The sequence below is a fragment of the Gracilibacillus kekensis genome, from assembly GCF_900143085.1.
Classification (GTDB): domain Bacteria; phylum Bacillota; class Bacilli; order Bacillales; family Amphibacillaceae; genus Gracilibacillus; species Gracilibacillus kekensis.
In genome coordinates, this window is record NZ_FRCZ01000001.1 from 301,963 (window position 1) to 325,749 (window position 23,787).

The window sequence follows — 23,787 nt, forward strand, 5'->3', positions numbered from 1 at the left end:
TATTTAGTCGATATTTACATATAAAAGTGTAGCTTTTATATCCAATCGAATTGTTTATATTGCGATCATAACATTAATATGATTTACTTTTATCACACCATTTTTTTCAAAAAGGAGATTGTCAACGTGAAAGATAAAAATCCTTTTCAAATAGCCAATCGAGAAGCGATGATCGGGATCATACTAGTTGTATTTAATTTCATATGGTGGTTTGCTTTCGCATATGGCTTGGGAGATAAAAGTCCAGAAGACTATCAATTTATTTTTGGGTTTCCAGCATGGTTTTTCTACAGCTGTATCGTAGGCGTTTTTGTAATGGCAATACTTGTTTTAGTTACAGTCAAATTCCTCTTCAAAGATGTCTCTCTTGACGAAAAGGAGTTTGATCAAACATGAATATGATTGCAACGATTACTTTATTTGTTACTGTAGGTCTTATTTTTATAATTGGATTATTAGTGAGCAGGACCTCTTCCACCAATCATTCATTTCTGGAAGACTATTATCTGGGTGGACGAAGATTAGGTGGGTTTGTACTTGCCATGACAATGACAGCTACGTACGGAAGTGCCAGTAGTTTTATAGGTGGACCAGGTGTAGCTTATAATGAAGGGTTAGGCTGGGTTTTATTATCGATTACTCAAGTTGCTACCGGATATTTCACATTAATGATCCTTGGTAAGCGGTTTGCACTCATGGCAAAGAAATACAAGGCAATTACAATGGTTGACTTTTTAAAAGAACGTTATCAATCGAAATGGGTCGTTTTATTATCTTCCTTCAGCATCATCATCTTTCTGTTTTCGGCAATGGCCGCTCAATGGATTGGTGGTGGGCGTTTAATTGAATCGATTACTGGCCTATCCTATCATTCTGCTTTATTCATTTTCGTATTAACCGTGATCATTTATGTAACATTCGGAGGGTTTCGCGCCGTTACACTAACCGATTCCATACAAGGAAGTATTATGTTGATCGGAACTATTATTTTACTAGTGTCGATTATAATATCTGGTGGGGGAATCTCCTCGATCATGACTGATTTACAGAGTGAAAATCCTAATCTAATTACTCCCTATGGCGCAGATGGCTCACTCTCACCTCAGTATGTTTCTTCCTTCTGGATTTTAGTTGGGGTGGGCGTAATTGCATTGCCGCAAATTGTTATAAGGGCGATGTCCTATCAAAATACCAAAGCTTTTCATCGTGCCTTAATTATTGGCACGCTGGTAGTTGGTATCATTATGTTAAATATGCACTTAATCGGTGTATTCGCTCGACCTATTTTACCAGGAATTGAAGTAGCTGATACAGTTATTCCATTAATAGCATTGGAAGTATTACCAGCCTGGTTGGCAGGTATTGTTTTAGCTGCACCATTGGCAGCAATTATGTCTACCGTCGATTCTTTACTTTTGCTGGTAAGTTCCACTATTGTCAAAGACATTTACATCAACTACATAGAACCAGAAGCTTCACGTAAAAAAGTACGTACATTAAGTATGACCATTACAGCACTATTAGGAATTATTGTTTATTTAATTGCCGTAAATCCACCTGACTTAATTATTTGGTTAAATTTATATACAATTGGCGGTTTAGAAGCGGCCTTTCTTTGGCCTGTTGTGATGGGCATTTATTGGGATAAAGGAACGAAACAAGGCGCTATTGCGGCTATCATAACTGGTTTTACATCTTATATCCTCTTACAGGCCTTTTATCCAAATCCGTTTGGTATGCATGCAGTGGTATCGTCACTTGCCATTTCGCTAATAGCATATATTGGCGCAAGTAAGTTATCCCAATCGGCGACATTGTAAAGGATTCAATTGATGGGATTAACAATTAATAAGTACTATTGAATCATCCGAACGATTTACGGACCCCTCCACTGTTTGTAAATCGTTCGGATCTATTTGTCTATTAATATTTCCCATATACACTGTGCTTCATTCTTTGACCGAAAATTCATACCAGGCTACAATGGAATAAATTTCAATTATAGCTTGACCCTTACGTGACGTAACCGTTTATATTGAAATCACCGGTAAAATTTATCGCGCGAAATGAGGGGATGATGATCACAGATAAAAAATTTTGGAAAATAGGTGAGCTTGCTAATCTAACTGGATTAACCATTCGAACGTTAAGGTATTATGATCAAATTGGATTGTACTCTCCATCTGATTATTCTAGTGCAGGATATAGACTATATAATGAATCTGATATTTTACACCTGCAACAAATTCTTGCATTAAAGAACCTTGGATTACCACTTAATAAAATTAAATCTATTTTATCAGATGACGAATACAACCCACACGAAATTGTCTCACTTCAAATCGCACAGCTAAAAGATAATATTAGAACTCAACAGATGCTACTAAAGGAATTACAAAATGTCTCGACCTTAATGATGATGGAAATGCCACTTACGGTTATGGATTTCACTAATTTATTAAATATGATGAGAACTCGGCATAAGACGTACTTTTCAGAAAGACGAGCAAATATGGAGAACTATTTTGACGAGCTTGAAAACCACTTAAACCATTCACATTCACTTAAACACAGAGAGGAGAAATAATTCTTGAATAAACGGATTGCAACACACGATACTTTTGTTATTGAAAAAAGCTATGATGCTTCACCAAAGGAAGTGTTCGCTGCTTGGTCTGATCCAGAATCTAAAGCGAAATGGTTTCCTAAGGCTGACGTGTTTGAATTTCGAGTTGGTGGCATTGAAAAGAACAAAGGTGGACCACCTGAAGGGCCTGTTTTCACCTTTGAAGCGATTTATCAGGAAATCGTTACCAATCAACGAATCGTTTACACCTATGCCATGGACCTCGAAGAAACAAGGATTTCAGTGTCCGTTACAACAGTGGAGTTTAAGGATACTGATTCAGGAACACAGCTTACGTTTACTGAGCAAGGTGTTTTTCTTGACGGACAAGATACAGTTGAACATCGTGAACACGGAACAAATATTTTACTAGATCACTTAGGTGATATATTTAATCAAAAGTAAAAAAAAATGTTTCAAACAAGAGGAGTGAGATCAATGGCATTTGAAGATTCTGATAAACAGTATTCATCTGAAGTGATTTCAGAACGCGAAATAATTAACACTCGCATTTTGAACACTTCTCGAAAACAAATATTTCATGCATTTAAAGACCCCAATATATTAGCTCAATGGTGGGGGCCAAAAGGTTTTTCAAATACATTTTATGCATTTAATTTACAACCAGGGGAAACCTGGCATTACGTTATGCATGGACCTGATGGCGTTGATTACGAAAATAAGAGCATTATCTTGGAAGTAATTGAACCTGAACAAATTGTACTTCGCCACCTTGAGCCTGTTCACGAGTTTCTTTTAACCATTTCCTTATCTGAAATTGATAGGAAAACGAAACTAATTTGGCGAATGACCTTCGATTCAGTGGAAGAATGCAAGAAAGTTGAGAAGTTCGTCGTTCAAGCAAATGAACAAAACCTTGACCGATTGGAGGCACAATTAGCAAGCATGACTTAAGTCTTAATTGATTTAATGGAGAAACATGTCAAAAGTTTATTTTGGTATGACTTTATCTGTTGATGGATTCGTCAATGATCGAAATGGTCATTTTGATCGTCTTTTTGAAACATTTGAACCTAATGAAGAGCTAGCCGAAATGTTGAATAATACCGGGGCAATTGTGATGGGACGTAACAGTTTTAATGCAAGTGGAGATACCGATTCTTACGCCGACTCATATAAGTTTCAAGTACCAATGTTCGTTCTAACAAACAATCCACCTAAAAAACATCCAAAAGAAAACGACAAGCTGACGGTTACTTTTGTAAATGATGGCATTGAAAGTGCTATTAATCAAGCCAAAATAGCTGCTAAAGGTAAAGATGTTGCAGTTATGGGAGGACAAGTTGGTCAACAATTGCTTAAAGCTAACCTTGCTGATGAATTACAAATAACGATTGCTCCTATATTGCTTGGCAATGGGTTACGACTTTTTGAGCATTTAGAAAACCTTGAAATAAATTTGGTCAAATTGCGAACCATAGAGACTAAACAGCAGGTGGAAATCTGGTATAAGATAATCCGTCAAAACACACTATGAAAATGAATGCTAGGCAAAAGCTCCGTCCATTTACTTCGCTTTCCGCGGGCGTCACCTCAGCCTCCTCGGCAGAAAATCACTGCCTGTGGGGTCTTCGGAAGACGCTGTTCCCACAGGAGTCTACGTAAATGGACTACGCTTTAATAGCGTTCTCCAATTTTAGAAACAGCTAGAATGTTGATGTCACAGCATATTTATTCTTACTTGAACAAATATCTAACAAAGCGGAGGAAAAATGCGACACTCCTGGGGGAACAGCACGAGCTGAAGCTAACTTTGGAAAGTGGTCTTCTTTCCCAAAGTTAGCTTCAGCCGTGCCCCCGGAAAGGGAGTGTTTTTCCGTAGCGTTGGATTAGCACTCATCTCAATACTTTTGTCAATAATCCTATGTCAGTTGTCATTATTGATGAAGTTTAACGATTTAACAGACTTCCGACATATCGTAATAAATCATTGGCAGATTGCGTAGTATATTCATACTCCTCCACCAATGTTGCAACTACTTCATTCATCTTTTTCAATTGTTGTTCATCAGGGGTTTTCGTTGAAGTAGTAATTTTTACAACATCCTTTAAATCCGCGAATAATTTCTTCTGGATCGCTTCACGTAATCTTTCATGTGATTGATATTCAAACTTTTTCCCTTTTCTAGCATAAGCAGAGATCCGAATTAAGATTTCCTCACGAAATGCTTTTTTAGCATTTTCTGAAATCCCGATTTGTTCTTCTATCGAACGCATTAGCTTTTCATCGGGATGCATCTCTTCACCTGTCAAAGGATCTTCCAATTTTGTTTTATTACAAAATGCCTCGACATTATCTAGATAGTTATTCATTAGTGTTTTAGCAGATTCCTCATAGGAATAAACAAAGGCTTTTTGCACTTCTTTCTTCGCTAACTCATCATATTCCTTCCGTGTCGCTGAAATAAAATCTAAATAGTCTTCTTTTTGTTCTTTAGTAATGGATGGGTGGTCATCCAATCCATCCTTTAAAGAGCGTAATACATCAAGAGCGTTAATAGATTGCATTTCTTTACGAATAATTGTTGAAGAAATCCGATTAATTACATAGCGAGGATCAATACCTGTCATACCCTCATCTGCGAATTCTTTTTTCAGAGCACTCACGTCTTGATCACTAAATCCTTCTACATCCTGATCATTGTATAAATATAGCTTTTTCAATAAACTTACGTTACTTTGTTTCGACTCTCTTAAGCGAGTTAAAACGGTAAACATTGCCGCAATTTTTAACGTGTGCGGTGCTATATGTGCATCTTTAATATCACTTTCTTCAATCATTTTCTTATATATCCGCTCTTCTTGATCCAATTTCAAATTGTATGGAATAGGCATTACGATCATTCTGGAATGCAAAGCTTCATTCTTTTTGTTAGCAATAAAAGAGCGGTATTCTGATTCATTCGTATGAGCAACGATCATTTCATCTGCAGATATCAATGCAAATCTTCCTGCTTTAAAATTACCTTCCTGAGTTAGGGACAACAAGTGCCATAGAAATTTCTCATCACATTTCAACATTTCCTGAAATTCCATAAGCCCACGATTGGCTTTATTCAATTCTCCATCAAACCGATATGCTCGTGGATCTGACTCAGACCCGTATTCAGCAATGGTAGAAAAATCAATCGATCCAGTTAAATCTGCAATATCCTGTGACTTTGGGTCAGAAGGACTAAATGTTCCGATACCAACGCGTCTATCTTCAGAGAAGAAAATCCGTTCCACTAATACATCTTCTATTTTTCCATCATATTCTTCTTCTAGTCGTAATCTATTTAGAGGTGAGAGGCTCCCTTCGATTTTAATACCATACTCTTCTTCAAAATCTCCACGAAGATGTTCAGGAATGAGATGTAGCGGATTTTCATGCATAGGACAATTTTTAATCGCATACACCGCACCTTTATCTGTTAAGGTATATTGTTCAAGTCCCCTTTTTAATAAAGTTACTAATGTAGATTTGCCACCACTGACTGGCCCCATTAGTAATAATATCCTTTTTTTCACATCTAACCTTTTTGCGGCTGGATGAAAGTATTCTTCGACTAGTTTTTCCAAAGCTTCTTCTAAACCAAATAATTCTTCACTAAAAAAAGAGTACTGGCGTACACCATTTACATCAGTCACACCTTGCTCTTTAATCATTTGATAAATGCGAGAGTGAGCAGATTGAGCAAGGTACGGTTTTTCTTTTAATAAGTCAAGGTATTCAGAAAATGTTCCTTCCCACTTCAATGCATTCTTTGTTGTTCTATATTGTTGCACCTTTCTTAAAATATCCATACACTGACCTCCCAATATGTGAGACTTCCATCCGTATGATAATGATGGTTGTAAATTAACAAGTTCCATTTCTCATCATGAGAAATTTCCTACCGGTGGATACCGGGCCGTATACTTAGCGTCTGTTTTCCCCCTTTTATTTCTATATGTTACGAGAAACTTGAAGCAGGAAAATTAAAGAGCTGTGTTAAACTAAGTATACGTATAGAACGAATATTATGTTCTTATTCTTAGCTATATATAAATGTATGTAGGTAAGTTTCAAAAAATGAATTGGAATAGATAATGATTAAGTTCACTTTCATTTACATAACATAGGGAATGGCGTTTTTTTCACAGCACATCATTCGTTGCTTCACAAATCAATAAGATTTAGGTATAATGGATGGAGATTATAAAAAAATAATACATATATAAGGGAGGATCTAAGATGGGTATCGCATTAATTATCGGTGTTTCTGTAACATTCTTAGCAGCTATCTTCGCTTCAGGATATGAGGCAAAACAATAATAAGAGTTGTTTATCATGACAAAGTAAGTAAGAGTTAATTAATATAGTTAAACCATAAACAAAACCGAACTAATTAATAGTTCGGTTTTTCAATGGCATTCTTAACTTGGTATTTTATAATATATTTGCGAAATGAAGTTCTTTTTATTGGGGTATTTGGTAACAACGATAACCATATTGTTCTAAATGTACTTCTGCTTTATTTGAAAAATTAATTTCTCTTCCTGAAAACAATTCTTTCACCTTTTTATTTTCCAACGCTTTTAGTTCAAACGTCTGTTTTTCACCACTATTATTCAGGATAAAGACTAACTTTCCTTCATTACTTTCCTTTTGGTAGGCAATGACATTTTCTTCAACTTTTAAAAATTTAAAATCTGCTTGATTACCGAATGCTGGTATTTCCTTTCTCATTTGTAACAACTGTTTTATAAAATCAAACAATGCAAGATCTTGTTTCGATTGATCCCATTCCATACATTTACGGCAACCCGGATCTTCTCCACCTGAAAGTCCTACCTCATCACCATAATAGATACATGGTGAACCGATAAACGATAATTGAAATAAGTAAAGTAATTTAATTCTTTCTATGTTTCCATCGGCCATTGTTAAAATCCGGGCAGTATCATGGCTATCAAGCAAATTAAATGCAACTTCATTCACATTCTTCGGATACATATGCAGCACTTTTGTTATTGAATCGGCAAATGTGTCGCTATTCATATTATTAGCAGCGAAATATTCAACCGCACCATTTGTGAAGGGATAATTCATCACTGCATCAAATTGATCTCCTTGAAGCCATTTCATGGAATCATGCCAAATCTCACCTAGAATAAACGTACTTGGCTTTATTTCTTTCACTACTTTACGGAAATCACGCCAAAATACATGATCTATTTCGTTCGCCACATCTAAGCGCCAACCATCAATATCAAACTCTTCGACCCAATAGCGTGCCACATCTAATAAATACTTTTTCGTTTCAGGATTTGTTGTATTTAACTTCGGCATTGATGCAACAAAACCAAATGTATCATAATTAGGATACCCCTTTGTCTGCACCGGGAATTCCCATAAATAAAACCAATCTATATAACGTGATTTTTCTTGATTGCGCAATACATCCTGGAAAGGCTCAAAGTAGTATCCGCTATGATTAAAGACTGCATCCAGCATTACTTTAATACCACGACTGTGACATTCCTTCACTAGTTTCCGAAAGGTTTCTTTATCCCCAAATTGAGGATCAATCTCAAAATAATCAATTGTATCATATTTATGATTTGAATATGCATTAAAGATTGGTGTGAAATAGATACCATTTATCCCGAGCTCAACTAGATAATCAAGATGGTTAATGACACCTTGAAAGTCTCCACCAAAAAAATTGGTAGGTGTAGGATATTCACTCCCCCATGGTAAAGTTCCCTGTGGGTTTAAAGAGGGATCTCCATTTGCAAATCGATCTGGGAAGATTTGATACCAGACTGTATCTTTTACCCAGTCAGGGGCTTGGAAGATATCCACTTCATGTAAATATGGGAAACAAAAGAAATCACCGATATCTTGAGGCATTGTTTTAAAATATCCTCTTTCTGTAATGATTAACATATCACCTTTAGTATCACGACATTGAAAACCATAACGCAACCTTTTGTAATCAGGTTTTACCTTTATCCGCCAATAATCATACAATGAATCTGACCCTGTTTTCTCCATATTACTTTGATTATAATGCCAGTTATCACCTTCAAAATGATAAGGATCTCCAAATAGTAATATTATCTCTTTTATATCATCTTTTTTAGTTTGCAATTGCAAATGAATGGAATCTTTATCATAGCTATATGCAAATTGATTAACAGGTCTGTGGAAAATTGCTTCCGTATTCAATATAAACCCTCCATGAATTTAATAATATAAAACAAACGATTGCGCAATAACCTGATTAATTTAAAATTTTTAATTAATTAAGTATAATTCTATCATTGTTGTCGGATTTCTATTAGTTAATTATTATACCAAAAAACTCCGCCAAATGTAAGCGTTACAAACATTTTATTAATAGTAATTCTGATATTTATAAAAAACCATGAAAATTAATGGTTGTCAAAGGCTCACTATCTATGTATAATAAAAAACAAGATATGCGCAATCGTTTTCACAAGCGTATCTAAAAAAATATTATATTTATTTGGGAGGTCCATTAGATGAAAAAATGGTTTGGAATTTTATTTGTTGGATTATTGTTTATCGGATTACTAGCAGCGTGTGGTCCAGATGATGCACAGGAAAGCACAAGTGAAACAGAACAATCGGAAAATCAAGAATCAGACGATAATAATAATAGTGAAAATGAAAGCGCTGACGATAGTTCAATGCCCGAGAAACCTGAAAAATTAACAATTTGGGTAAATGCAGAAGAAAAGCAAGAAGAGGCAGTGAATCAAATAGCTGAAACTTATACAGGAGAAACAGGAATTGAAATCGAAGCAGTTCCAATTGATATGTTAGAGCAAGTAGAAAAATTAGATGTAGAAGGTCCTGCTGGTAATGGTCCAGATATCATTTTTCAACCACATGATAGAATTGGCGACCTGGTTTTACGTGGTCTGGTTGATCCAGTTAACTTAGGTGAACTGGAAGCAGATTATACAGAAGCAGCTTTAAGTGCTGTTACAAATGAGGGTGAGTTTTGGGGATACCCTGCAGTAACAGAGACTTATGCTTTATTCTACAACAAATCTCTAGTTGAAGAAGCTCCTGCAACAATGGAAGATTTAATGGCAATTGCTGATGAACAGACGAATGCTGACAATGATGAATATGGTTTCCTAATGGAAGCAGCAAATTTCTACTTCTCATATCCTTTCTTCTCAGGTAATGGTGCATATGTATTTGCAGAAGAAAATGGTGTGTATGATATTGAAGATATTGGTTTAAACAATGAAGGCGCTGTACAGGGTGGAGAGCTGATTCAAACATGGTTTGAAAATGGCTATATACCTCAGGACCTTACACCAGACATAATGAATGGATTATTTAAAGAAGGAAAAGTGGCTTCTGTCATCAATGGACCTTGGATGGTACGTGAATACCAGGATGCTTTAGGCGATGACTTACAAGCTGCTATCTTACCGAAGCTTGACAATGGCGAAAATCCTAAATCTTTTGTAGGTGTAAAGGCATATTTACTTTCCTACTACTCTGAAAATAAAGAATGGGCAGAAGATTTCATGGCTTACTTAACAAACTCTGAAAATGCAATGCTTTATTATGATGTTGCAGGTGAAATGCCAGCTCGGGTAGACTCAATAGAAGATCCTGCAATTGCAGATGATCCAATTTATTCTGCTTTTGCTGAACAAGCAACATTCGGTGAACCTATGCCAGGTGTTCCTGCGATGCAACAAGTTTGGGATCCAATTAACAACGGGCTTTCCTTTATTTCGAAAGGCGAACCAGTAGCAGATGTACTAGATGAAGCTGTACAAGTAATTAAAGATAATATAGCAGCATCTGGTGCTACTCAATAACACCGGATAACTATAAAAAAATGAGAAAGATGATATGCAGAGAATTGTTGACTTCCTGTATATCATTTTCTCTCTGAGGAGGGACAAGTGGTGGCAAATCAAAATACTGAAAAGAAATTTGATATGACACAACCACGAAATATTGCAACCATTTTATCGATCATTCCCGGTTTTGGACAATTTTATAATAAACGAATTATAAAAGGTCTCTTATTTCTTATTATTACTGTAGCCTTTTTGATCGCTTTTTGGGACTTTCTTGATATCGGTATTTGGGGACTTTTTACTTTAGGTACAATTCCTAGAGAACATCATTCCATCCAATTATTAATTCAAGGCCTTATTTCATTAATTGTATTAGCTTTTGGACTTGGTATTTATGCCTATAATTTCTTAGATGCTCGCAAAGATGCAATAGCAAAAGAACACGAAAAAACAAATCCAACATTACTTCAGGGAGTACGAGATTTTTATAATAATGGTTTTCCATACTTCATGATTCTACCTGGTCTGCTAATGCTATTGTTTATTGTCGTGTTACCGCTTGTATTTATGATTGGGCTGGCATTTACCGATTATAATCAATATAATGCGCCACCTAGGAATCTGTTAAATTGGATTGGTTTTCAGAACTTCACTGACTTAGTACAAATAGATATATGGAAAGATACTTTTTTTAATGTATTTACTTGGACAATTGTTTGGACAGTCGTTGCTACAACTTTACAAATCGTGCTTGGCTTATTCTTAGCGTTACTTGTTAACGATAAACGAATTAAATTCAAACGAACGATTAGAACGTTCCTTATTTTACCTTGGGCAGTTCCTGCGTTTGTATCTATATTAATTTTTTCAGCGTTGTTTAACCCCACATTTGGTGCGATTAATCGTGATATATTAAGTCAATTTAATTTAATGATACCATGGTTATCTGATCCATTTTGGGCAAAAGTAGCGTTAATCATGATCCAAACATGGTTGGGATTCCCTTTTGTTTTCGCGCTCTTTACCGGCGTCTTGCAAAGTGTCCCTACCGATATGTATGAAGCAGCAGATGTGGATGGTGGAACAAGGTGGCAAAAGTTAAAATTCATTACTTTACCACACATTCTATTTGCTACAGCACCACTATTAATTATGCAATACGCTCAAAACTTTAATAACTTTAACATCATATATTTATTTAATGAAGGATTGCCGGCCGTTCGTGGTCAAAATGCCGGTGGAACGGATATTCTCATTTCATGGGTGTACAAACTAACATTCGAAACGAACCAATACAACATGGCAGCAGCTATTACGATTATAATGGGTATTATTGTAATGGGATTTGCCTTTTATCAATTCCGAAAAACAGCATCATTTAAAGAGGAGGGACGTTACTAATGGCTATGACAAGAAAGACTAAATCAAAAATCGAAGTAGCGTTCATATACTTATTTTTCGCTCTGATGTTTATTGTTATTGGCTATCCACTTGCTTGGACGGTTATGATGAGCATTAACCCAGGTACAAATATGCTTGTTACACAATTAATTCCCGATAGTCCAACTTTGGAACACTATATTTGGTTATTCACAGACCCTGGTAGTGACTATCTAATTTGGTACAAAAACAGTGTCATAATTGCCGTACTAAACGCAATTGGTTCCGTAATTATTACATCACTCATTGCCTATGCTTTCTCACGCTACCAATTTTTCGGTCGTAAATATGGTTTGTATTTATTCTTATTATTGCAGATGTTCCCGGCTTTAATGGGTATGGTTGCTTTGTATATTTTACTTACCACGATCGGATTGGTAGACTCTATCTGGGGATTATTATTAATCTATTTAGGTGGACAAATTCCTTTTAATGCATGGTTAGTAAAAGGATATTATGATACGATACCACGTGAACTAGATGAAGCTGCTAAAATTGATGGTGCTGGTCACTTACGAATTTTTTGGACAATTATGTTACCGCTCGCTAAACCAATTTTAGCAGTAGTTGCATTATTTAACTTTATGGCACCTTTTATGGATTTCTTGTTACCACAAATTGTGTTGACGGATCCGAATAACTATACACTTGCTTTAGGATTATACAATTTTATTAATGACCAATTTTCCACTAATTTTACTCGTTTCGCAGCAGGTTCTATATTAATTGCCGTACCTATTGCATTAGTATTCCTACTTCTTCAAAGGTATTTGATCGGAGGATTAACTGCAGGTGCGACCAAAGGATAAATGTACAGTTATTAGTAAGAAAGTGTACCATTTGATTCAAGCTACTACATGCTAATAGCTTGATATGATCATAGTGTTTTGAGAATCTATGTTTTCATTTACTTATTGATCACATATAATATAATAGAACCACATACTAATTTAACAATGACTTTTTAATTTATTTAAAGGATGTAATGATATGGCCGTTACAATAAAAGACGTAGCAAAAAAAGCAGGAGTAGCTCCTTCTACTGTTTCTAGAGTGATCGCAGACAATCCCAGAATCAGTTTAGATACAAAAAAACGGGTGCGAAAGGCTATGAAGGATTTAGGTTATCATCCAAATATTAATGCGCGAAACCTAGCAGTTCGCTCTTCTCAAGCAATCGGCGTGATCATGCCTTCATCTGCTGATAAGGCATTACAGAATCCTTTTTTTCCTGAAGTACTTAGGGGAATCGGGTCGTTTGCACATGAAACAGAGTACTCATTATATGTTTCTACCGGAGGCAATGATAAAGAGGTCTATGAAGAGGTTCAGCGTATGGTGTATGGCAATCGTGTCGATGGTATTATTTTACTCTATTCACGAATTGCTGATCCTGTCCAAAAGTTTTTAACAGATAATAAGTTTCCTTTTGTTATTGTTGGAAAACCTTCTGAACAAGAAAGTGAAATAACGTATGTGGATAACGATAACTTCAAGGCTAGTAAAGACCTTACCAATCATTTAATAGATATCGGTCACCGTCATATTGCTTTTATCGGGGGTTCAACTGAATTAACGGTAACAGTGGATCGGTTAAATGGCTATAAATCTGCTATTCGTGAAGCAAATTTACCTTTACCTATGGAATATATGATTCACACAGAATTTTTGAAATCGGGGGGGAGAGATGCTGTAGAGCAGTTGTTTGCATTGGATCAACCGCCTACTGGATTAGTCGTTGCCGATGACTTAATGACACTAGGGGTTATCAATACATTAGAAGAAATTGGATTAAGTTGTCCAGAGGACGTTTCCCTAACCTCTTTTAATAACTTATATCTTTCAGAGATCACCACCCCACCTCTGACTACGGTAGATATTCAAATTTATAAATTAGGTGTTCAATCTGCTCGATGCTTAATCGAAAAAGCTAAAAATAAAGACGAACCTGCTAAACGCATTATTGTTCCATATGAAATAAAGTTTAGACAGTCCACTCGAACATTTAGCGAATAACGGTAATAGTAACCATAAGAAGACAAAGGGTATGGATAGCCCCTTGTCTTCTTTATATTGCATTTAAATACGATAAACTTTCCCAACCTCTGCTAGTGACACATCTTTTTTATATTCACTTTTAGCTTCTAAAACTAAGTCAGAAAGTTCCCCAAAGTGTGGAAGGTGGGTTAAAATTAATTGACCAGCTTGAGCAGCAGCAGCTAGCTCTCCTGCTTGTCGCCCACTCATATGACCTGAAATTTTCCCTTCAAACGATTGATACAGATTTGCCTCTGAAACTAATAAGTCCGCATTTTTACAAAAGGGTATTAACGATGCTTGCCATCCTGTATCTGCTGTAAAAACAACACTTTTTTCTTTTGACTTTAATCGAAGAGCGAGACATCGAACAGGATGATTGGTTAGTGTCGTATCAATACTAAATGGTCCTATTCTTTGTGAAGACTGTAAAGGATAGGCATTTGTATGGTTTTTATAGGTTAGTGTCTCGTATCCTAGATCTTGCTCATCTGCATAAATAGCTAATGTTTTTGCATTTGAGGCTAATTGGTTTTGGATCAATTTAGCGAACTGCAAGGGACCGACATCTGCAATATGATCATGGTGATAATGTGTAATAATAACCGCATCTAACTTTTCAATAGAAATATAGTTCTGCAAAGAAGATAGTACACCACTTCCACAATCGATTAAAAGATGAAAGCCATCTTCTTCTACTAAAAAGGATGACGTCGAACTATTTGCTTTAGGGTACCCGCCCCAAATACCAATTGGAATAATGTTCATCGCATTCATCTCCTTGCTATATTTTTTATGGACATTTTCGTGTGTATTTGATATTTAATGGCTTGTCAGAATGTGTACTCCTGGGCTTTTGCTCAATCCTTGAGTTGAGGTGTAAAGAACAGAAAAAGCCACCAGTTAAACTAGTGGCTTTACTATACTAATATTTCACTGATAAATCAAAAATTACCTTTGTCTGCCTCTCCTGCGTTTTTCTTGGCAGCCTCTCGATCCTTTGCCATTTCTTCAACTGTTTTCACATTAAGCCTTGCTGCACCTTGATAATTTTTTGTCGGTACTAAATCGCCCTGTTGCAGTCTGCTTTCTGCTTTTTTGATCGAGTCCTGATATTGTGGCAACCATTCCCTTTGTGCCACTAGCATTTCATCAACCATTTGCCAAATTTCCTTAGGGTTACAAACCGCACCTACTAACGGATCCATCATCATCGCTTGTCGCAATAAATAATCATCTCCGTGAACTGCTGCCTCGACCGCCAAGCGTTGAACCGAAATACTTACATTACAAACCGCTGCAGGACCTAAAGGAAGATCTCCTACATAAGGCATATTAATTCCGTTACGATCCACATAGCCAGGTGCTTCAATAATCGCATCATTTGGTAGATTAGTGATAATACCATGATTTACTCGATTGAAGTGTCCTCGGTATACACGACCTGTTTCTAATCCTTCTAAAATATATGAGCCGTGTTCTTCTCCTCTATGTTCTTCCTTATATTCGTAAGCAGGCTCTTTCAACCAGTTCGGAAAGTCTGTTTCAAACCAATTACGGCCTTCTGTACAGACTCTTAAATAACCTCCCGTTTCCCCATTTATCCATGAACTCATATCAATCCATTCATGAATCTCCTCTGGGCGTTTACGATACCAAGGTACATACTCGCTTAAATGTCCATTAGATTCTGTACTAAAATAGCCAAAACGACGCAGCATATCAATACGAACCTTTTCGGTATCTTTAAATTCTGGATGTGCTTCAAAAGCTTCTAATAATTCATTCGTGCGATCTTCACCATCTGTCTTCACTTGAATATACCATGTTTGATGGTTGATACCCGCACAAATAATATCTACTTCTTCTTTTGTCTTTTGCAACACTTCAGCAATTTGTTTATGTCCATTCTGTACACCATGACATAACCCTATTGTATTTACTTTTCCATATTTATTACATGCCCAAGTTAACATCGCCATCGGATTCGCGTAATTTAATAGTAAAACGTCTGGATCTGCCTGTTCACGAATATCTTTACAAATTTCTAACATCTCTGCAACTCCGCGTTGACCATACATTATTCCTCCAGCACTTAACGTATCCCCCACACACTGGTCAACACCGTATTTCAAGGGAATTTCCACATCATGTTTAAAGGCTTCTAATCCACCTATTCTGACCACATTAAAAACATATTTCGCTCCTTTTAATGCTTCTCTACGATTAGTTGTTGCTTGAATTGTAATCTTTAGGCCATTTTCTTTAATATCACGTTGACATAACTGTGTAACCATCTCAAGATTATGTTGATTGATATCTGTGAATGCAACTTCTATCTCTCGAAACTCCGGTACCGACAATATATCTCTTAATAATCCTCTAGTAAATCCAATACTACCTGCACCAATAAAAGCGATTTTAAATGACACCTTCATTTCCTCCTCTACTACTTTATCCAAAATCTTACCACAATAGAAATGAAAGCGATTTAAAAATAGTCGCCTTTTTTGGAATATATGTATAAAATCCTGACCTGTTATATTTGTCTAAAATGTTCACGGTAGGCAGAAGGCGATCGTCCTGTTGCCTTTTTAAATAAACTGCTGAAATACTGACTGGTATTCACACCAATATAATTTGAAATTTCTGTTACGGGAATCTCGGTATTTACTAGCAACATTTTAGCCTTATCCAGTCGAACTTTTGTAATATATTCGTTTATCGTCATTTGCAAAGATGTTTTAAAAATTCGATGTAAATAACTTGGATGCAGATGAGTGATCGCTGCCAGATCATCTACTTTTATTTCTGTATCGTATTGTTCATGGATAAAAGTTAGTGCTTTCTTAATATGAAAATTATCGGATTGTTGGTTAAGTTCTAAACGATTGCGATTAATCCACAACAGTAATTGCACCATCAAGTTATCAATTAGCAATTGATTATGTGGTGAGTGGTGATCTAATTCTAAAACCAAATTCCGCAACGTATAATAGACGGCTTCATCATCTTTCAATAAAAAATAGTGATTATTCTCATTAAACAACTCATGTAACGCAGGATTTTGATGAAACAATTCTTTTATAGAAGTATAGTGTTCTCCCTGATCCTTTAATAGAAATTCAAGGTTTAACATGCGACATGGGGCTTCTTTATGTACGATTAAGCGATGTTTTACATTACTTTGAATCCAAATATATTGCCCTTTACGCATATTGACTATTCGTTCATCAATTTCAATTTGACATTTCCCTTTGATCACATACATTATTTCCATTGCAGGATGATCATGCAGATCCATTTCAAATTCGTGCCATAATTTATAATAATAAGCAACCGCTTCAGGAAAATAACCCATCCTACTTCACCTCTTTAACATCGTAAATTAGATTAAGTACGCTTCACGGGATAAATATTATTGTAGACGGGATAACTTCTTGCCTTCACGGGATAAGTCTTAATATCCCGTGAGCAAAACCAGTTATCCCGTCAAGAGAAGTGATTATCCAGTGAAGGAGATTTTTCATAGTTTTCGAAGTTTAGTTTTATAACGTAGTAAATAAACTACTAAAAAAAGCTAGAAGATTTACTTCTAACTTTCATTATACTCGCCATTTTCGCAATTCTGTAATTTTTTCATCAAAAAATGATAATACGTCATCAACTTCTTGTTTTAACAAGGATATATCTGTAGATAACCAACGAATCAATATCCCCTTTCCATCAATATCCGTCATTCCTGCCCGATGATACTTCGCTTGGGAAAGACGTTGTTGAATATCCCATTCGTCGAAAGGAGGATTCGGTGAAATATACCAAATCGAGGCCATGTAAGGAAAATCTTCCGTCAATCCATGATGGGTAAGCGCAATCCCCTGTTGAGAAGAAAATTGAATAGGATCATACGATATACAATGTGCCCCATCCCATATTTCCATTAAGGATTGATAACGATAATTGACCGATTGATTTAAATGAATAATTTCTGCCCAAATAAATTCAGCATCATCTCTAACATTTATTTTTATGTGTTCGTTAATAGTACTATTGTTACTTGGAATCACCTCTCGTTTGTCAAAAAATAATAATGCCTCTTCTTCGATATCACATTGCACATCTATTGCCTGCTCTGCCAGTGTAACAGCTGGCTTAATAGGAGATGTAAGTTTAATATTAGATGCCTTTTTCACAGTAAAATGAATATCCATCGGAGCTTCACTTTCATTCCATCCATCAAGCAAATAACTGGTAAAAATCCGATGTTTTTCATCTGATTTTTCAATATGGAGTGGAGGTTCACTTTGATAGTCAAGAAGATTTACTTTTTGGAACCGTGCTTTTAATTGTTTTTTTAACATAGTAACCTCCTTTTTTTGAATCAGGATATAAATAATTTTGATAAAAGGTATTTATGTTGCATTGCTGAAATTTCTAAACCAATGGCGTTATTCTTCATATCTTTAAATGATAGAGTCATCGCCTTTTCAGTTGCTTTATCGACTTCATCTAATGCCTCTAATGTCACTTTTTCCGCATCTTTTGGAGCTAACGGTATCGCTCTAACAGCATGTTGAACTAGATTGGTTAAGGAAAAATATAGATACATCTGAATCGCAGAATATAGGTCAAATCCCTGCTCATAAGCATACATACTATAAACAACGACATAATGATTTAACATTTCTTTTTCGATTACTTCCTTTTGCCATTTTTCCAAAAAAGCGGACGATTGAATGGTTAATAGTCGATCTAATAATCGTTTACCTGCTTGACGACTCGTTTTCTTTAATTCTAAAACATTTTTTCGCGCATTATAAATTTCAGCTAAATAAACAACCTGTTGCCAATCATTCTTTTTTAATTGAAGAAATAATTCTTTTATAATAATGGCATCATTATAGACCAAATAATTTCCTATGTAACTGTTACAAAATGATGCTAAGTCTTCTTTAGAATTAATTTGTCTGGATCGGATATACATTTCCATTCCAATAGCATGTGCTACTTGACTCTTTAAAAAAGATGAATGGTGTGTATGTAGTAAATGTAATAATTTCTTAGACTCTTTAGTACTCATCCAATCCCCCCCAATCTCTATAATTATATCATAGCAATTGCTTAAGAATTTATAATAACTTTAGATCAGTTTGTTGCTATTTAGGTATATGAGACAAGATTGGAACAAAAGAATTTTTTAACTAGAATAATCGTTTGAATTTTATGCGTATTAGAAGGATTATACGACATAACTCTGGTAGCAATTTTGAAATGTAATATGGGCGTAGTAACCGCTACGGCTTGCCCACTTCCCTTTCCGTGGGGTTTTCCCTTCAGCTAACTTTTTCAAGCAAAAACCGCATGAAAAAGTGCAGGCGTTCGCTTCCACTCCTGCGGGATGTTTTTATCCGAAGATCCACTTTTTTAGCGCACTTTGCTTAAAAAGTTAGCTGAGGAGAAAAACCCGCGGAAAGGGAAGCGGACAAGCCGGAGCGTTTGTTACGCAGTTCTAAAATCTCATAATTACCACATTATTTACCATCCTCTTTTATTAATTAAACTGTTAATGAATCTGCTTCTTTCAATGCTTTTTTCATATATTTCTTTACTAATGTTGCGGATTTCACCTTTAAAGGTAATTGTTCTGCAATCTGAATTTGATATCTTCTGTTGGTGATCAATTGTTTTAATTCATCACTAGTGCTGCACTCCTCTTCAAAATCATTAACAACACTTCCATATTGCAAAAATTGATGTGTGTCACTGCCACCCACTATTGGTAATTTAATCTCGACTGCCAATGCTTCTACTTCTTTTTTACAAGTTTCGATTCCTTTGGTATACAAGTCTTTGCCATTTAAATCAAGTGCGTCTAATCTTCTCAATTGATCTCTCGTAACATTTTTCGCTAATGGTGTACTTTCTCGATAAGGATGTCCCCCTATTTTCAAAACGCCATACCGGTCTGCAAGGTCCATTAGTTCATTAAAGCTAATAAAACTTTCTTCCTGCAGATGTGGCTCAAGTTGTTCCCAAATCAATACAATGTCTTTCCGATCACCAATTAACAAAATGTGACCCACTTCTTTCACATCTACTTCGATACCTGGAAACAACTTTAATCCTGCTATATTGTAAAACCCTTCCGAATACGAATAATTTTCATCCAAAAAACGATATATATCATAAAAACGAGTGGTATTAAAATGCTCAGTAAGGGCTAGAGCAGTTAAACCATTGCCTTTCGCCTCCTCCATCATCTCCCTAAAATATTCTGGCATAAATGTTGATTTTTTTGAAATCTTCACATGACTATGAAAGTCGATTATCATCCAAACACTTCCTATCTATTAAAATATGTAATTCATTAGTGATCCTGTCCATTCGTATCATAGCAGGAGGAACAATCCAACCACATACAAAGACGAACCTACTAAAAATAAATAATCTTTACGTTTCATTTTCATTCCAGCTAATTTTAATCTTTTAACTTCAGGATGATTAAACCCATACATACTTCCTTTCGTTTCTAGAGCTTCAACGGTGGTACGTGCTCGTTTAGCAGTTGATAACAACAGTGGATAAAATGACAGCATTGCAATTTTCACAAAATAACCAATCGTTTTAATATATAAAAATCCATGTTTTTCAGGAGCTTTACCCCTTAACCGGAATGATTGAAAAACATGGTGATACTCTTCTAATAAGGTTGGTAACATGCGGTAACCATACGAGATGCTAAACGATACTTGACCTGGCACTTTGATTTTCAACAACCCATCACTTAATTTATCAGGATTCATCGAACAAAAAACGGTAATACTTGCTAACGAAATAACCGATAATTTAATCGTTAACACTAATAATGGAAGGAGTGCACTCAAGTCCCCACCGAAAAACAGGGAAACGATTAACAAATAGCCACCTTGCCCTAATAAGCCTAGACATAAAATAAATATAATCAATGGACTTACTTTGGCAACATAAGTGGTGACGACCATAAATATAAACATCCCAACAAGTACCGACACATTATGAATAAACCAGGGGAAAATCCCAAAGAAAAGATACCAAAGGAACAATGTCCGAGGATCTAGTTTTGCCAGGAAGGTATCCCCATTTCCATATGCCGTATTTAACAATTCAATTTTAACTTGCTCAACCGATAACTTATCACTAAATTTACGCGTATACTCCATTAGCGACATCCCTTCCTTGGTAACGAATGGCAAACTCTTCTACTGTATAGGCAGGTTGATCCCATCCTAGTGATTGCGTAAATGAAAAGATCTGTGGAGGTACGAGTCCTGCTTTCTCTAATAATCGGTAATTTTGAAAAACTGATTCACGATCACCGTCATGAATGATTCGTCCTTCATGCATCACAATAATTCGATTAGCAAATTCACAAACTAATTGCATATCATGTGTGGCAACTATGACTGCTTTTAATGTATCTTTTAATCCATCTAGTAATCTAGTAATATGTTTTCTTGTGCTAATGTCTAAATTTGCAGTAGGTTCATCTAACAACATAATTTCTGGATGCATTCCAACCCCGATTGCTAACGACGCTCTACGTTGTTGACCACCACTTAATAATCGGCTATCATGATCCGCTAAATTTGTTAATTCAAATTGTTCTAATAACTGTTCTACTTTGCTACGATAATTCTTTACTTTTCTTGCTTTCATAAAAAATTCCACATCTTTATCAACACAATCCTCAATAAACATTTGCTCTGGATTTTGATGAATATAGGTTACCTTCTCTGCCAAATGTTCAGGTGATAATTTCCTCGTATTCGTGCCATCCACCAACACATCACCAGAACCTGGTTTCACTAATCCTGTTATCAAACGCATAAAGGAAGATTTACCTGCTCCATTATTCCCAACAAGTGCAATATAATCTCCTTCATATATAGTACAATTAATGTCATGTAAAACTTGCTTCTTGTCTCTTGAAACAGTTTTATAGGAAAAATTGACTTTCTCATAGGAAACAATCGGATTTAATTTTGATGCTGAATGTTTAATGTGTGCTTCCAACGGACCTAATTCTGAGAAGGTAGGTAGTCCTTCCTCTATGGTGATTGGCAAGGAATCGATTACCCCTATCATCTTCGCTGCTTGCGTAATTTGTGGCGGGTAGATCTGATGCGCTAATAATATGTCCACTTGATTCAACGCTTCTTTTACAGGCAACTTAAAGGTTACGTTCCCTTTTTCCATTAAAACAACATTCTTAGCATAACTGGCGACAAATTCTGTATGATGCTCGATCACAATAATTGTTTTTCCGTGTACCTCATTTAATTCTTTTAAAATATCATAAATCACCTTAGCATGCTGGGGATCCAGTTGTGCGACCGGTTCATCGATAATAATAATTTCCGGATTAAGTGACAGTACACTTGCCAGTGCCAGTAAATGCTTTTGTCCACCACTCAACTGCCAGACAAAAGCGTTCTTCACCTCAGCTAAACCTACTAATTGCAGAGCGCGGAGTCCACGCTCACGATAATCAGCAAGCCCATAGTGTAGAGGTGCAAAACAAGCATCCTCAAGCACTCTCGGACTAACAATCTGATTTTCAAAATCCTGATAGACATACCCTACCGTTCGAGACAAATCGGCTACCTTATGATCCAAAGTATTTAAATTATTCACAGTCACTTCACCAGCAAAGTCACCAACATAATAATGAGGAATTAACCCATTAAGCAGCTTACACAACGTTGATTTCCCACTGCCATTACCACCTAAAATCGCAACAAAGTCCCCTTTTTCAATTGAAAGATTGACGTTATTTAGTACTGGCTCTGTTGCACCTGGGTATTGAAATGTAACATTTTTAATGTCGATATGCTTGGTCATGATGGTATCTTTTCCTCCTGCTTATTTTTTAATGAATGTGAAGATTTTTTCTTAATCATTACGGAAATGGTTATGATTGATACCAACAAAGCTACACCAAGACTGACCCAAATAAACCAATCACCAAACATAGCAAGAAAATCTGCTTCCCACTCCACATTAAATCCAGACTCTGATAAAAACTCAAACAGAAAAGCTGATGCAGCTAACAAAATTCCAACTGCCACCAGTCTCGGACCAATAATTTCTGCTAAAGAGTAGCGATCATTGCGATCTCGTGGTTTCATTCCTAATAACGGCTCAATTTTACCGTACAATCTAGGCACCAAATACAATGTTGGTAATAATGCAAACAGAATACCGGAAAATAATATATCATTTAGGAAGGCAACCCCTTCAATAACAACTACACTTTCTGCAAGTCCTTGAACTGCCTCTAATTCTTCTACACCAACCCATACTTTTAAAATATCTACTGTTGCACTAATCGCCTGATGAATAATTATTCCTAGCATAGCTGCGATTCCAACTTGCAATCTATTTTTTGGATCACGGACAAATGTACCAGCAACATACATCGCCAATGAAAAAGCAATAAATTTCTCTAATTCTCCAAAACCGCCAAATTGACCTAGCATGATTTCCCCAAAAATTATTTCTCCTAAGGATGCACCAACAGCAGCATACAAAGGATGAAACAAGATACATAACGTTAAAGGAATGAAAGCAAAATACTCGATCGAAAATTCAATTGGACCTAACTGTGCACTTGGTACTAACTCTGTAATCATGTTTGATAAACCATATAACGACATCGACAAAATAAAAACCATCATCTTTTGTGACTGTGTGAGTGTATAGCGTTTGTTTAGGTTACTCATCTCTTTCTACCTCCTTTATTTTGTTATCTTCATTGTAATGTTGCTTTTTTAAGCTACTTTTTGAATAGAGTTAAGTAA

The 23,787-nt window shown here is 35.9% G+C and carries 21 protein-coding genes; 10 read left to right on the forward strand and 11 right to left on the reverse strand.

Translation table 11 applies throughout. From position 1 onward, the window contains the following. Nucleotides 1–117 precede the first annotated feature (117 nt). From BUC25_RS01550 to BUC25_RS01575, 6 genes are all read left to right on the forward strand, one after another. On the forward strand, nt 118–396 hold the full coding sequence (locus BUC25_RS01550) for a YhdT family protein (protein ID WP_425292867.1): 279 nt from the start codon (nt 118–120) through the stop codon (nt 394–396). Continuing rightward, nucleotides 393–1,820, forward strand: coding sequence for a sodium/pantothenate symporter (gene panF / locus BUC25_RS01555; RefSeq protein WP_073199015.1), 1,428 nt, complete (start codon nt 393–395; stop codon nt 1,818–1,820). Before BUC25_RS01550 ends, panF begins: the two co-directional genes overlap by 4 nt. Before the next feature lie 257 nt (nt 1,821–2,077). Further along, entirely contained in the window at nt 2,078–2,587 is a 510-nt protein-coding gene (locus BUC25_RS01560; RefSeq protein ID WP_073199018.1) for a MerR family transcriptional regulator, read from the forward strand. Between the two features lie 3 nt (nt 2,588–2,590). After that, entirely contained in the window at nt 2,591–3,031 is a 441-nt protein-coding gene (locus tag BUC25_RS01565) for an SRPBCC family protein (RefSeq protein ID WP_073199019.1), read from the forward strand. 33 nt (nt 3,032–3,064) lie between these two features. Then, nucleotides 3,065–3,541, forward strand: a complete 477-nt coding sequence (locus BUC25_RS01570; protein WP_073199021.1) for an SRPBCC family protein — start codon at nt 3,065–3,067, stop codon at nt 3,539–3,541. A gap of 25 nt (nt 3,542–3,566) precedes the next feature. Next, nucleotides 3,567–4,124: a dihydrofolate reductase family protein gene (locus BUC25_RS01575; RefSeq protein ID WP_073199023.1), complete on the forward strand. Its 558-nt coding sequence runs from the start codon at nt 3,567–3,569 to the stop codon at nt 4,122–4,124. A gap of 413 nt (nt 4,125–4,537) precedes the next feature. Here BUC25_RS01575 and BUC25_RS01580 read toward each other — a convergent pair whose 3' ends face one another. Then, complete coding sequence (locus tag BUC25_RS01580; protein WP_073199025.1) at nt 4,538–6,433, reverse strand: PrkA family serine protein kinase; 1,896 nt, start codon at nt 6,431–6,433, stop codon at nt 4,538–4,540. Nucleotides 6,434–7,088: 655 nt separating this feature from the next. Then, nucleotides 7,089–8,843, reverse strand: coding sequence for an alpha-glycosidase (locus BUC25_RS01585; RefSeq protein ID WP_073199027.1), 1,755 nt, complete (start codon nt 8,841–8,843; stop codon nt 7,089–7,091). A 317-nt stretch (nt 8,844–9,160) separates the two neighbouring features. Between BUC25_RS01585 and BUC25_RS01590 the strand changes: the two genes are divergently transcribed. The 4 genes from BUC25_RS01590 (at nt 9,161) to BUC25_RS01605 (ending at nt 13,927) form a co-directional block, all read left to right on the forward strand. Next, a complete protein-coding gene (locus tag BUC25_RS01590; RefSeq protein ID WP_073199029.1) occupies nt 9,161–10,486 on the forward strand; it encodes an extracellular solute-binding protein in 1,326 nt (441 codons plus the stop codon). A gap of 123 nt (nt 10,487–10,609) precedes the next feature. Further along, nucleotides 10,610–11,872 carry a carbohydrate ABC transporter permease gene (locus BUC25_RS01595; protein WP_073200422.1) on the forward strand — a complete coding sequence of 421 codons (1,263 nt, stop codon included), beginning with the start codon at nt 10,610–10,612 and terminating at the stop codon, nt 11,870–11,872. Nucleotides 11,873–11,877: 5 nt separating this feature from the next. Then, on the forward strand, nt 11,878–12,720 hold the full coding sequence (locus tag BUC25_RS01600; RefSeq protein ID WP_073200424.1) for a sugar ABC transporter permease: 843 nt from the start codon (nt 11,878–11,880) through the stop codon (nt 12,718–12,720). Nucleotides 12,721–12,901: 181 nt separating this feature from the next. After that, the gene (locus BUC25_RS01605) at nt 12,902–13,927 is read left to right on the forward strand and encodes a LacI family DNA-binding transcriptional regulator (RefSeq protein WP_073199031.1); all 1,026 of its coding nucleotides are present in this window, start codon (nt 12,902–12,904) and stop codon (nt 13,925–13,927) included. A gap of 63 nt (nt 13,928–13,990) precedes the next feature. On the opposite strand, the gene BUC25_RS01610 is transcribed toward BUC25_RS01605, so the two are convergent. The 9 genes from BUC25_RS01610 to BUC25_RS01650 all read right to left on the reverse strand — a co-directional run bounded on the left by BUC25_RS01610 (nt 13,991) and on the right by BUC25_RS01650 (nt 23,709). Continuing rightward, on the reverse strand, nt 13,991–14,716 hold the full coding sequence (locus BUC25_RS01610; RefSeq protein ID WP_073199033.1) for an MBL fold metallo-hydrolase: 726 nt from the start codon (nt 14,714–14,716) through the stop codon (nt 13,991–13,993). A 176-nt stretch (nt 14,717–14,892) separates the two neighbouring features. After that, entirely contained in the window at nt 14,893–16,380 is a 1,488-nt protein-coding gene (gene melA / locus BUC25_RS01615; protein ID WP_073199035.1) for an alpha-glucosidase/alpha-galactosidase, read from the reverse strand. A 107-nt stretch (nt 16,381–16,487) separates the two neighbouring features. After that, a complete protein-coding gene (locus BUC25_RS01620; protein ID WP_073199037.1) occupies nt 16,488–17,309 on the reverse strand; it encodes a helix-turn-helix transcriptional regulator in 822 nt (273 codons plus the stop codon). A gap of 244 nt (nt 17,310–17,553) precedes the next feature. After that, entirely contained in the window at nt 17,554–18,309 is a 756-nt protein-coding gene (locus tag BUC25_RS01625; RefSeq protein WP_073199039.1) for an urease accessory protein UreD, read from the reverse strand. A gap of 20 nt (nt 18,310–18,329) precedes the next feature. After that, nucleotides 18,330–19,028: an urease accessory protein UreF gene (locus tag BUC25_RS01630; protein ID WP_073199041.1), complete on the reverse strand. Its 699-nt coding sequence runs from the start codon at nt 19,026–19,028 to the stop codon at nt 18,330–18,332. 475 nt (nt 19,029–19,503) lie between these two features. Then, on the reverse strand, nt 19,504–20,280 hold the full coding sequence (locus tag BUC25_RS01635; protein ID WP_073199043.1) for a PHP-associated domain-containing protein: 777 nt from the start codon (nt 20,278–20,280) through the stop codon (nt 19,504–19,506). Between the two features lie 57 nt (nt 20,281–20,337). Continuing rightward, nucleotides 20,338–21,147 (reverse strand): energy-coupling factor transporter transmembrane component T family protein, encoded by an 810-nt coding sequence (locus BUC25_RS01640; RefSeq protein WP_073199045.1) that lies wholly within the window; start codon nt 21,145–21,147, stop codon nt 20,338–20,340. Beyond that, nucleotides 21,131–22,828, reverse strand: coding sequence for an ABC transporter ATP-binding protein (locus BUC25_RS01645; RefSeq protein WP_073199047.1), 1,698 nt, complete (start codon nt 22,826–22,828; stop codon nt 21,131–21,133). The genes BUC25_RS01640 and BUC25_RS01645 overlap by 17 nt, the downstream gene beginning before the upstream one ends. Beyond that, nucleotides 22,825–23,709, reverse strand: coding sequence for a DUF8171 family membrane protein (locus tag BUC25_RS01650; RefSeq protein ID WP_073199049.1), 885 nt, complete (start codon nt 23,707–23,709; stop codon nt 22,825–22,827). Before BUC25_RS01650 ends, BUC25_RS01645 begins: the two co-directional genes overlap by 4 nt. Between the last annotated feature and the right edge of the window lie 78 nt (nt 23,710–23,787).

Coding starts and splice junctions, on each gene's coding strand:
- panF (WP_073199015.1), top strand. CDS start 393: ATGAATATGATTGCAACGATTACTTTATTTGTTACTGTAGGTCTTATT.
- BUC25_RS01560 (WP_073199018.1), top strand. CDS start 2,078: ATGATCACAGATAAAAAATTTTGGAAAATAGGTGAGCTTGCTAATCTA.
- BUC25_RS01570 (WP_073199021.1), top strand. CDS start 3,065: ATGGCATTTGAAGATTCTGATAAACAGTATTCATCTGAAGTGATTTCA.
- BUC25_RS01575 (WP_073199023.1), top strand. CDS start 3,567: ATGTCAAAAGTTTATTTTGGTATGACTTTATCTGTTGATGGATTCGTC.
- BUC25_RS01580 (WP_073199025.1), bottom strand. CDS start 6,433: ATGGATATTTTAAGAAAGGTGCAACAATATAGAACAACAAAGAATGCA.
- BUC25_RS01590 (WP_073199029.1), top strand. CDS start 9,161: ATGAAAAAATGGTTTGGAATTTTATTTGTTGGATTATTGTTTATCGGA.
- BUC25_RS01595 (WP_073200422.1), top strand. CDS start 10,610: ATGACACAACCACGAAATATTGCAACCATTTTATCGATCATTCCCGGT.
- BUC25_RS01600 (WP_073200424.1), top strand. CDS start 11,878: ATGACAAGAAAGACTAAATCAAAAATCGAAGTAGCGTTCATATACTTA.
- BUC25_RS01605 (WP_073199031.1), top strand. CDS start 12,902: ATGGCCGTTACAATAAAAGACGTAGCAAAAAAAGCAGGAGTAGCTCCT.
- BUC25_RS01610 (WP_073199033.1), bottom strand. CDS start 14,716: ATGAACATTATTCCAATTGGTATTTGGGGCGGGTACCCTAAAGCAAAT.
- BUC25_RS01620 (WP_073199037.1), bottom strand. CDS start 17,309: ATGGGTTATTTTCCTGAAGCGGTTGCTTATTATTATAAATTATGGCAC.
- BUC25_RS01625 (WP_073199039.1), bottom strand. CDS start 18,309: ATGTTAAAAAAACAATTAAAAGCACGGTTCCAAAAAGTAAATCTTCTT.
- BUC25_RS01630 (WP_073199041.1), bottom strand. CDS start 19,028: ATGAGTACTAAAGAGTCTAAGAAATTATTACATTTACTACATACACAC.
- BUC25_RS01635 (WP_073199043.1), bottom strand. CDS start 20,280: ATGATAATCGACTTTCATAGTCATGTGAAGATTTCAAAAAAATCAACA.
- BUC25_RS01640 (WP_073199045.1), bottom strand. CDS start 21,147: ATGGAGTATACGCGTAAATTTAGTGATAAGTTATCGGTTGAGCAAGTT.
- BUC25_RS01645 (WP_073199047.1), bottom strand. CDS start 22,828: ATGACCAAGCATATCGACATTAAAAATGTTACATTTCAATACCCAGGT.
- BUC25_RS01650 (WP_073199049.1), bottom strand. CDS start 23,709: ATGAGTAACCTAAACAAACGCTATACACTCACACAGTCACAAAAGATG.